The organism is Andreprevotia chitinilytica DSM 18519 (assembly GCF_000711875.1).
Taxonomy (GTDB): Bacteria; Pseudomonadota; Gammaproteobacteria; order Burkholderiales; family Chitinibacteraceae; genus Andreprevotia; species Andreprevotia chitinilytica.
This window is the reverse complement of the sequence record NZ_JONM01000010.1, coordinates 175,156-185,795: the sequence shown is the minus strand read 5'-3', so window position 1 is coordinate 185,795 and position 10,640 is coordinate 175,156. Positions and strand designations below refer to the sequence as shown.

The 10,640-nt window shown below is 53.4% G+C and carries 9 protein-coding genes and 1 rRNA gene; 6 read left to right on the top strand and 4 right to left on the bottom strand.

Going from position 1 to position 10,640, the window contains the following annotated elements; genetic code table 11:
- Positions 1-193: 193 nt before the first annotated feature.
- Positions 194-306 (top strand): 5S ribosomal RNA (gene rrf / locus BR41_RS14725).
- 95 nt (positions 307-401) lie between these two features.
- Here rrf and BR41_RS14720 read toward each other — a convergent pair.
- From BR41_RS14720 to BR41_RS14705, 4 genes are read right to left on the bottom strand one after another with little or no spacing between them, the layout of a single operon-like run.
- Positions 402-1,823 (bottom strand): bifunctional ADP-dependent NAD(P)H-hydrate dehydratase/NAD(P)H-hydrate epimerase, encoded by a 1,422-nt coding sequence (locus tag BR41_RS14720; RefSeq protein WP_035058161.1) that lies wholly within the window; start codon positions 1,821-1,823, stop codon positions 402-404.
- A gap of 4 nt (positions 1,824-1,827) precedes the next feature.
- A complete protein-coding gene (locus BR41_RS14715) occupies positions 1,828-2,553 on the bottom strand; it encodes a flagellar brake protein (protein WP_035058158.1) in 726 nt (241 codons plus the stop codon).
- Between the two features lie 6 nt (positions 2,554-2,559).
- Entirely contained in the window at positions 2,560-3,168 is a 609-nt protein-coding gene (locus BR41_RS14710; RefSeq protein WP_035058155.1) for a hypothetical protein, read from the bottom strand.
- Positions 3,169-3,217: 49 nt separating this feature from the next.
- Positions 3,218-5,527, bottom strand: a complete 2,310-nt coding sequence (locus BR41_RS14705) for a penicillin-binding protein 1A (protein WP_035058152.1) — start codon at positions 5,525-5,527, stop codon at positions 3,218-3,220.
- A gap of 168 nt (positions 5,528-5,695) precedes the next feature.
- On the opposite strand from BR41_RS14705, the gene BR41_RS14700 reads away from it, so the two are divergent.
- From BR41_RS14700 to BR41_RS14680, 5 genes are read left to right on the top strand one after another with little or no spacing between them, the layout of a single operon-like run.
- Positions 5,696-6,769: a pilus assembly protein PilM gene (locus BR41_RS14700; protein ID WP_035058149.1), complete on the top strand. Its 1,074-nt coding sequence runs from the start codon at positions 5,696-5,698 to the stop codon at positions 6,767-6,769.
- Positions 6,766-7,365, top strand: a complete 600-nt coding sequence (locus tag BR41_RS14695; protein ID WP_035058146.1) for a PilN domain-containing protein — start codon at positions 6,766-6,768, stop codon at positions 7,363-7,365. The genes BR41_RS14700 and BR41_RS14695 overlap by 4 nt, the downstream gene beginning before the upstream one ends.
- A 1-nt stretch (position 7,366) precedes the next feature.
- Complete coding sequence (locus BR41_RS14690) at positions 7,367-7,999, top strand: type IV pilus inner membrane component PilO (protein WP_035058143.1); 633 nt, start codon at positions 7,367-7,369, stop codon at positions 7,997-7,999.
- Between the two features lie 27 nt (positions 8,000-8,026).
- Positions 8,027-8,551: a pilus assembly protein PilP gene (locus BR41_RS14685; protein ID WP_035058140.1), complete on the top strand. Its 525-nt coding sequence runs from the start codon at positions 8,027-8,029 to the stop codon at positions 8,549-8,551.
- Complete coding sequence (locus BR41_RS14680; RefSeq protein ID WP_035058138.1) at positions 8,548-10,605, top strand: type IV pilus secretin PilQ; 2,058 nt, start codon at positions 8,548-8,550, stop codon at positions 10,603-10,605. The genes BR41_RS14685 and BR41_RS14680 overlap by 4 nt, the downstream gene beginning before the upstream one ends.
- The last annotated feature ends 35 nt before the right edge of the window (positions 10,606-10,640 follow it).

Genomic DNA, 10,640 nt, shown 5'->3' with positions numbered 1-10,640 from the left:
GCCCGTGCGGCTTGATCCTATAACCTGAAGCGCGTTGCGCGTAGCGGTTTGCAGTGCAATCAAATCCAGTAGGACAAGACCAATTTGAGTGGGCGGCGATGGACGAACGAGTCGATCGCAGTTCAAAGTAGTAAAGCTTCTTCTATCGAATTCAGAGTCATGACAGACCACCGTCGTAACTCAACCAGTTACGTCTGGCGACCATAGCGAGTTGGCCCCACGCCTTCCCATCCCGAACAGGACCGTGAAACGACTTTGCGCCGATGATAGTGCGGATTCCCGTGTGAAAGTAGGTCATCGCCAGGCTCTTATTTGAACGCCCCAGCATCCCATGATGTCTGGGGCGTTTGCTTTATGGCCGCCAAATGCGTGAGGTGTGGGTGCGCCTAAATCCCTATGCCTTAGCGGAGGTTGACCGCCCGGCTCAGCTGCGCAATGACCTGGCTAGCCGTCAGCGTGACTGCGCCTGGGTAGCGCACCAACGCTTCATCGGCGATGTTACCGTGTAGATAGCAGGCCAGCTGCAGTGCCGGAAATGGCGCAAGTCCTTGAGCCACCAGGGCTGCGCTGAGGCCACACAGCACGTCACCTTGGCCGGCATTGGCTAGAAGCGCATTGCCGCTGCCATTAATGCTCCATATATCGCCGGCGCTGCATACCGTGCCGGAGCCTTTAAGTGCAACTGTGGCGTTGAACTGTTTCGCCAGCGCACGTGTGGCTTGAACCCGATCGGCCTGGATTTGGGCTGTGGTGCAGCCAAGCAGACGAGCCGCCTCCGCCGGGTGTGGGGTCAGCAATGCAGGGCGTTGCCGTACGGCTACGAGCTGCTGCAATTCTTGATGCATGGCTAGCAAGTTGAGCCCGTCCGCGTCGATGACCAGTTGCGCTTCCTTCTGCAGCACTCGCTTCATGCACACAAGTGCATCCGGGCTTTTTCCTAAGCCTGGCCCGATGGAGATGACATCAAGATCATCGCGGGAGAGAAGAGACTGGGCAGGCAGTAACATGAGTTCTGGTTGGAGTGGGTCCACATCCAATGTGTGCTGAAGTGAGCCAACATAAACCTTGCCTGCACCCGCATTGATTGCAGCTCTGCCAGCGAGCCATGCCGCCCCGACCATGCCAACGCTGCCACCGATTACAGCGACGGTGCCGAAGCTGCCTTTATGACTTTGATGTTTTCTGCGCAGGATCGGTAGATCATCACGTTGGTTGATGAGCTGACCGCACGCCATGTCCTGCTCAGATAGACCCAAGTCTAGAATAATAACCTCACCTGAATGATCCCTGCCATCGGCGGTGTGCAAGCCAGGTTTATCGCCAATCATGGTCAATGTGATATCGGCGAGGAACGCACCATCAATGGCGACGCCATTATCGGCATTTAGCCCCGATGGGATATCGAGTGCGATCTTGATAGCGTTGCTGCCATTTGCTGCAGCCAACAAGTCACGGTGCACTGGATCGAATGACCGGTTTAATCCGATCCCGAATAAGCCATCGATAATCACTTCTCCCCAGTGCGCATAGGGATCTTCGCAAACTTGCAATGAGCTGTTCGTGATTTGTGAGAAACGCTTGCTGGCCTTCGATAATCGCAGCTCAATGACTTTTCCGTGCGCATGCAAAATTGCAGCGCATGCCAAGGCGTCCAGGCCGTTATTGCCTGGGCCAACCATGACCGAATATCGAGTTGCATTGGCGAAGCGTGACAGTAGCCATTCGGCGCTTTGCTGGCCGGCCCGTGCTATGAGGTCAACGCCTTGTTGCTTAGCCTCGATTTCAATTTGCCTCAAGGCGGAAACGGAGAAAAGCGGACTCACTGGCTTATTCCTGCGACAGTCTGCGTCGTTGCAATTGGGTTAGGTAGCGAGCAAGCCGATCTTGCTTTGCATCGCTGAGCTTCAGGAAACGGCAGCCGATATGGACAGCTTGGTTGCCGTTGCGAAGCTCGATTTCCTTGCGAGCCCGGAATTGCATATCCACTTCCAATTCACCATCTGGCAAAACGATTCGCCAGCCATGCACAATAGCGCCGGGTTTAAATTCGCTGGGTTCATTGCCTTGGCACAGCAAACCCAAGCCGTCGACGCTAAGATCCTGAATCGGCCACGCTTGGCCCTGCAACGATAGGCAAACCAACTCCTCATAATGAGGCACGTCTTGCCGAAAAGCCTCGCGTCGTTGCAAGCGCAATATCTCGGTGGGCCAATCAATGCGCAACGCAGGCTGCCCATCGTAGGCGACGAGCTGGCACTCCGATGTTGAGAACTGCACCTTGACTTGGCGAACGACGCCAACGCACATCAAGCCATGTTTTAACAACAGTGCATTGATCCATTCTTCCTTTGCGGCATCAAAGAGCAGGTAATCAGATCCAATAAGCAACAAGGCACTGATGAAAAAAGGCTCTCGATGCCGTGCTGGATAAAGGCAGATGGCCTCGTGGCTCTGCAACGCGTGAATCAAGTAGTCGATTTCGACCGGATCATGGATGAGATAAGGGTCTGGATGACTAAGAAATACTGGCTCCAGCGACGCTTGGTGCTGCATATCTCATCACGCAGCGACGGATGTAGCAGCCTGTGCCGCGAACAAGGGTTCTAGTTGATCCAGGCGGGCGCGCTCATCTCGACGGGCATTGTTACGCTCTGCGCTGAGCGGACGGACGTGCAGCTTGACGGCACTGTCGTCATACCAGAGTACCAAGGTCGGATAGTCCGCATGACGCAAGCTGGGATTCGGCTCAACGTGTTGATAGTCGATTTGTCGGTTGAGTAGGAAGAGCTCGAGCGCTTTCGGATCATCAGAAAACAGCAGCAGGTTGATATCCGAGTGCGCACCGGCCACGCCTGACAGCACTGAGCCGGTGAGGTAAGGTTGGAAATCCGCCAGCAGTCGCATGATGGAAACTGCTTTGGCGCGCAATTGCGCCAAGTGATCACCGTGCTCAGGTTGGTAAATCGAGCGATAACTCTCCAGAGCGAGCTCGATTTCCTGATTGGATGGCAGGGCGCGGCCATCGGCAATGCCGAGCTGGCGTGCAGCCTTTTTCTTGGCCTGTGCGAAATCAAAAATGTGATCTTCGGCAATCAGGCGCGCGGCCCGATGGGCAATTTCAGCACGCAGTGCGGATGACTGGCGTTCTGATGCAGCATTCTTTCCCATGGTGGCCCCCTGTTATCGGATGACGGGCCGCGCAGTCTGATCGGGTTGATCAGAACAACTGGTCCTTGATCTCGTCGAGCGGTTGGCCTCCGCCACCGCTGCTGCTCCCCAGCCCCAATTCTGGATTGGTTTGCGTAAATTCGCTGAAGAAATATTCTGTAAACGCGCCTTTCTCGCCTTCAACCGTTTGAGCGACTACGCCATCTGGTACCGGATATTGATAGACGGGCACGTTACGCAGTGCCTTGCTCATGAAGTTGATCCAGATCGGCAGCGCCAAGCGTGCACCATATTCACCACCGCCAAGCGTGCGCGGTTGATCGAACCCCACCCAGGCGACTGCAACCAGCGAAGGTTGGAATCCGGCGAACCATGCATCGTGCATTTCGCTTGTTGTTCCGGTCTTCCCCGCCAGATCCGGTCGGCCAAGTGCCTTGTTAGCACGTGAGGCGGTTCCGAAACGAACCACGTCTTGCATGATGCTGGTCATCACAAACGCGTTGCGTGCGTCCAACGTCCGTTTCGCGTTTTGTCCGGCGATTTCCGGCTGCGTTTTGGCTAATACCTTGCCCCGAGCATCCTCGATTCGGTCCACAAAGTACGAATGCACCCGATAACCGGTATTGGCAAACACCGAATAGCCTTCTGCTTGCTGCAAGGGGGTGACGCTGCCAGCACCAAGCGCCATGGTCAGATAGGCCGGATGTTGCTTGGGATTAAAGCCGAAGCGAGTGATGTGCTGTTGGGCGTAGTCGGTGCCGATGGCTTGCAAGATACGGATCGACACAAGGTTGCGTGACAGCGTGAGCGCATTGCGAACAGTGATCAGCCCAAGGTACTTGCCATCATCATTCTTTGGCTCCCAGCGCTGGCCACCCACTTCACCCGGGTCAATGCTCAACGGCGCATCGTTAATCAAGGTGGCGGGAGTCACGCCTCGTTCCAGCGACGCTGAATAGATATAAGGTTTGAAGCTGGAGCCTGGTTGACGCCAAGCCTGAGTGACGTGGTTGAAGTTGTTGCGGTTGAAGTCGAAGCCACCGACCAATGCCTTGAGCGCACCGTTTTGCGGATCCATTGCTACCAGTGCACCTTCGGCCTGTGGCAACTGACTGACTACCCAGCCTTTATCGGTTTGTTTGACGCGAATGATCGCACCTGGGCGAATTCGGCTAGCCGGGGGTGTCTTGTCGGAGAGCGATGCTCGAGCAAAGCGCAAGCCATCGGCGCCGATTTCCGCCCGCTCGCCGCCGCGCAAATAAATCTGGATTTTGCTACTGCTGGCGCCAAGCACAATGGCCGGGATCAGGTTGTCCGAATCCTTGGTATCGGCCAAGGCGTCATCGAGTCCTTCATCCTTGCCTGCGGCGAGCAGCGTTTCGTCGATAAACCCTTCCGGTCCGCGATAACCGTGACGCAGATCATAATCGAGCAGACCTTGGCGGAGCGCTTGATAGGCTGCTTCCTGCTGCTGACTATCTAGCGTGGTGAACACCCGGAAGCCTTGGGTGTAGGCGACTTCTTTGTATCGTTCCGCCATCATTTGCCGAACCATCTCAGCCAAATACTCGGCGTGTACGGCGTATTCCTGGCTACCTTTGCGCAAATGCAGGGGTTCTTTCAGCGCTGATTCATACTGCGCATCGTCGATGAAATGCAGTTCATGCATGCGTCGTAATACGTATTGTTGACGCAATGCCGCCCGTTTTGGGTTCACGACTGGGTTGTAAGCTGACGGTGCTTTAGGTAGTCCGGCAAGCATTGCGTATTCGGCAATAGTGAGTTGCTTGAGATCCTTCCCAAAATAGGTTTGCCCGGCAGAGCTAAACCCATATGCACGTTGGCCTAAATAGATTTGATTGATATAAAGTTCAAGGATTTGATCCTTGGATAAATTGTGCTCAATCTTAAAGGATAGTAAGGCTTCGTTGAATTTTCTAGTAAAGGTTTTCTCGTTGGAGAGATAGAAATTCCGGGCAACTTGCATTGTGATTGTGCTGGCGCCCGACTGCGAATGGCCGGATAGAAGATTGCCGACCATCGCTCGCAACACGCCAAGATAATCGATGCCACCGTGCTGATAGAACCGCTCGTCTTCCGCGGCCAGCAGTGCTTGTTTCATCAGCGCCGGGACTTGGTCTATGGGTGTAAAAGCGCGACGCTCTTCACCGAATTCACCGATTAATACCGCATCTGCTGTATAAACGCGCAGTGGCATTTTGGGCCGATAGTCGGTCAGTGCATCAAGAGATGGTAAACGCGGGTAACTGATCAAAACCGCGAACAGGATCAAACCTGCAAAAAGCAGGATGAGACCGGCCAGTGCACCGGTAGCGATAAGCAGGATTCGTTTGGTCATTGATTCGTGTCGGATTTGGACTTGGCCGTAATTTACGCTAAAGCATTGTTGTTGCAAAAAACTAGGGTATTGACTAGCTTGCTTTACATGGGTCGAGGCACGCTGCTACGATCTAATGCAGCTTGGTAATGAATTACGCTACCACCCTATTTTATAAGGAATTTCGCGTTGAACCTCGACTTTCTCAAGCCTAAGGTGCCGCCGCTGATCGGGGTTGATATTAGCTCCTCGGCAGTGAAGATGGTCGAACTTGGGCAAACCGGGCGTAATTTCAGTCTCGAACGTTATGTGATCGAGGCGTTGCCAAAAGATGCCGTGACCGATGGCAATATCGCTAATCATGACGTCGTTGCCGACGTCGTCAAAAAGGCATGGCGTCACCTCGGATCGAAAGTGAAGAACGTGTCGATTGCTTTGCCTGCGGCAGCGGTGATTACCAAGAAAATCCTGGTGCCGGCCGATCTGACCGAGCGTGAGCTGGAAACGCAGGTCGAAACCGAAGCCAATCAGTACATTCCGTTCTCGCTCGATGAGGTCAATCTCGATTTCCAAACCCTCGGGCGTTCGCCGGCAGTACCGGACGAGTCCGAAGTACTGATTGCAGCGGCTAAAAAGGAAAAGGTTGACGAGCGCGTGGCCGTGATCGAGGCCGCGGGTCTGCGAGCTGCCGTGGTTGACGTCGAGTCGTACGCAACGCAAGCGGCTTTCGAGCTGATGCGACCGCAGTTGCCCAATCAAGGGGATAACCAGATCGTGGCTGTGGTCGACATCGGCGCAACGGCCATGCATATGAATATCTTCAAGGATGGGCAATCGATTTACAGTCGGGATCAAGCCTATGCCGGGAACCAGTTGACTCAGGAAATCCAGCGCAAGTTCAACATGTCAGCCGATGAGGCGGAGCAAGCCAAGCGTTTTGGTGGCCTGCCGGAAAATTATGAACCGGAAGTATTGCAACCGTTCATGGATACCCTGGCGCTGGAAATTTCACGGTCTCTTCAGTTTTTTTACACTTCCAGTAACTATAACTCTGTGGATCACATCCTTTTGGCGGGTGGCTGCAGCGCTATCCATGGTCTGGATGAAGCCGTCTCCACCCGGGCGCAAGTGCCGAGTACGATGCGAGCCAATCCATTTTTCGGCATGGCGACGGGCAAGGTACGTGGTAAACAAATCCAGCTCGATGCCCCTTCCCTATTGATTGCTTGTGGTCTCGCCATGCGGAGGTTTGACCCGTCATGATCCGGATTAACCTCCTTCCTCACCGTGAACAGAAGCGTGCTGCGCGACAACGACGGTATTTGATTTCGCTGGCGATTACGTTTGCAGCATCCATCGTTGTTGTTGGTGCCGTGTATGCGTTTTATGAAAGCCGTATCAATACACAGAACGAGCGCAACCAGTTCCTGAAAGACGAGAACGCCAAACTGGATCGGGAAATCGCAGAAATCGACAAACTCAAAGCCGAGAAGCAAGCCTTGCTCGATCGGAAAAAAGTAGTCGAACGGCTGCAGTCGAACCGCTCCGAAGCCGTTCATGTGCTGGATCAGCTAACCCGGCAAACGCCGGAGGGTATCTATCTCAAAGATATAAAGCAGACAGATGACTCGTTGACGCTGATTGGGTATGCGCAATCCAATGCTCGCGTTTCGACGTTGATGCGCAACTTGAATGATTCCGAGACGTTTGAGCAGCCGCTTTTGATCGAGGTAAAAGCAGCTCAAGTCGGCAGCCAGCGATTGTCGGAGTTCACGCTCAAGATCAAGATCACACGCACTGCCGAACAAACTGGTGAAGCATCAGCTCCCGCCCAAAAACCACAGAATAAAGGGGCCTGACATGACGCTTGACGAACTGCGTAGTCTGAATCCGAAAGAAATTGGCGATTGGCCACTGCCGGTGCAAATGGCGCTGTTGGTGTTGGTGTTTGTGCTGGTGCTGGTAGGGGGGTATTTCTATCTGTGGAGCGACCAAATGCAGGCGCTCAACGATGGGATTGCTCAAGAAGATCAGCTTAAGTCGCAATTTATCGAGAAAAAGAAGAAAGCGATCAATCTCGATGCATATAAACAGCAGCTGTTGGAAATCCAGCAGTCGTTCGGTGCGTTGTTGAAGCAGCTCCCGAGTAAATCCGAAATGGAAACCCTGCTGACCGAAGTGAACCAGGCAGGTGTCGGGCGTGGGTTGCAGTTCGAGCTGTTTAAACCCGGAACTGAAAATAAGACATCGGAGTTGGCCGAGTTGCCAATCGAAATCAAGATTGGCGGCAGCTATCACGATCTTGCTGCATTCGTTAGCGATGTCGCGCGGTTATCCCGGATCGTGACGTTGAGTAATATCCAGCTCACAGCGGGGAAGGATCCGGACAATCTGATGATGCAAGCGGTTGCGAAGACATATCGCTCACTCGATGAAGCAGAAATAGAAGCGATGCATCAGGCCGAGTTTGCAGCAAAGAAAAAGAAAAATTAAATCGGCAAGCTGACACTAGAGGGATTCATGAAGACCTATCTCACACTCGTGCTGGTTGCCATCGGTTTATCCGGTTGTTTTGGCGAACAGAACGGCGATTTGAAGGACTGGATGCGCGAACAAGAAAGCGGACTGCGTGGCAAGGTCGAGCCGCTGCCAGAAGTGAAGCCGTATCAACCGTTTACTTACGATGCGTTTTCGCTACCGGATCCGTTCCGGCCGTCCAAAATGGAAGTCGCCAGGAAAAGTTCGAATTCAGGTTTGGCACCGAATACCAATCGCCCTAAAGAGCTGCTGGAAAACTACGATCTTGAGAAACTGCGGATGGTAGGCACCCTGCAGCAGGCTAAAGTCATGCAAGCGTTGATTCGGGCCCCAGACGGCAATCTCTACCGGGTAAAGCTTGGTAGTTATATGGGGCAGAATTTCGGGATGGTGACCGAAATCACCGAAACAGAAGTCAAATTAAAAGAAATTGTTGAGGATAGTGGCGGAGATTGGGTGGAGCGGCCAACCAGTCTCACCATGGAAGAAGCGGAGCAGAAAAAATGAATAACACCATGATCCTGCAGCGCTTGTTTGCTGCCTGCTGCGCCCTGTTGGCGGCATTTTCTTTCGCGGCAGACAATACAATCACCAATGTCGAGGTCAGTACCGTCTCGGCGGAAAAGCAGATCCTCAAGATCTCCTTTAGTGGTGCAGCGCCGACGCCAACGAGCTTCTCAGTGAATACGCCGCCGCGCATCGCGTTCGACTTCGCAAATACCACTAATCAGTTTGGCAAGAATGTGGTACCAGTGAATGGCGCTGCGCTGCGTACCGTCAATATTGCGGAAGGAAGTGGGCGTACTCGTTTGGTGCTCAACCTGCAAAAGACCGCGAGTTATCAGACCAAGGTTGACGGCAACAGCCTCTTGATCACTGTGGATGGTGCACAGGGCGCTTCGGCTGCAACGCAAAGCGTGACGCAATTTGCAGAATCCAAGCCGTCCGCTACGGCTGATTCGATCAAGAACATCGACTTTCGTCGTGGCACGGCAGGCGAAGGCAAGGTTGTTGTTGATCTGAGCAGTGCCAATGTCGGTATCGATATCCGCCAGCAGGGCAAGACGCTCGTGGTTGATTTCAGCAAGGCGAGCTTGCCCAAGGCGCTTGAGCGCAGTATGGATGTTGGAGACTTTGGCACCCCGGTACAAAAGGTCGATACCTACACCCAGGGTGGCGCGACCCGCATGGTGATTACGCCGCAAGGTAACTGGGAGTATTCGGCGTATCAGACGGAGAACCGCTTTATTGTCGAGGTTCGCAACGCTGTTGAGGCACAAAGCAAGGTGGCTGGTCTTAAGCCGGCGTACAAGGGTGAAAAACTCTCGCTGAACTTTCAGAATGTTGAGATCCGCACCGTGTTGCAGGTTATTGCGGAGTTTACTGGTCTGAATATCATCACCAGCGATACCGTAACCGGCAATCTGACGCTTCGCCTGAAAGATGTTCCTTGGGATGAAGCCTTGGACATCATTCTGCAAGCCAAGGGCTTGGATCAGCGCAAGTCGGGCAACGTGGTGTGGATTGCCCCGCGTGACGAATTGGCCGCCAAGGAAACCAAGGATCTTGAGGATAAGAAAAAAATTGCGGATCTTGAGCCGACGCGCACCGAGTTCTTCGCGCTGAAGTACCAGAAAGCTGCAGATTTCGTCACGCTGTTGAAAGACGATAAGCAGAAGTTCCTGTCTGCACGCGGTAGTGCAGTGATTGACCCGCGTACTAACACATTGATCGTTCAGGATATTGCATCCAAGCTCGATCAGGTTCGAGAGCTGATCAGCAAGATCGATATTCCGGTGCGCCAAGTCATGATTGAGGCGCGCATTGTTGAAGCCACCGACAACTTCGCTCGTGATCTTGGTGTTCGACTTGGGTGGGGTACATTGGGGCATACCGGCAATACGAATATTGGTACCAGCTCAACCTTGGAAACAAATCCTGCAAATAAGACTACGAGTACGGGGATTCCGGTAGGAATTAATCTCCCATCTGTAGGCGCAGGTGCAGGTACCCCAGCGACACTAGCCTTGGTGGCATCGAGTGCAAATTGGATCTTGGGTCTCGAATTGAGTGCGCTTGAGGCTGATAGCAAGGGCAAGATCATTTCCAGTCCGCGCCTGATTACTGCCGACCAAGTGGAAGCGGTAATCGAAGATGGTCAGGAGATTCCGTACGCCCAATCGGCGCAAAACGGTGCGACCACCATTGCATTCAAGAAAGCCACGCTTTCGCTGAAAGTGACGCCGCAAATTACTCCAGATGGCAATGTAATCTTGGATGTACACGTGAACAAAGACAGTCAAGGCGTGAATACCACCGCTGGGCCTGCCATCAATACCAAGCAAATCACCACCAAAGTATTGGTTGAGAACGGTGGTACGGTAGTCATCGGTGGCATCTACACGCAAACGCTGAGCGACGACGTAGAGAAAGTGCCGTTCCTCGGGGATATTCCGGTCGTAGGTAACCTGTTCAAACACAATCTGAAGAAAGATCAGAAGCAAGAGATGCTGATCTTCATCACTCCGCGTGTGATGCAGAGCGATTTGACACTGCGATAAGCAAGCGGCTGAGCTCCGCTCAGCAATCGGTTACA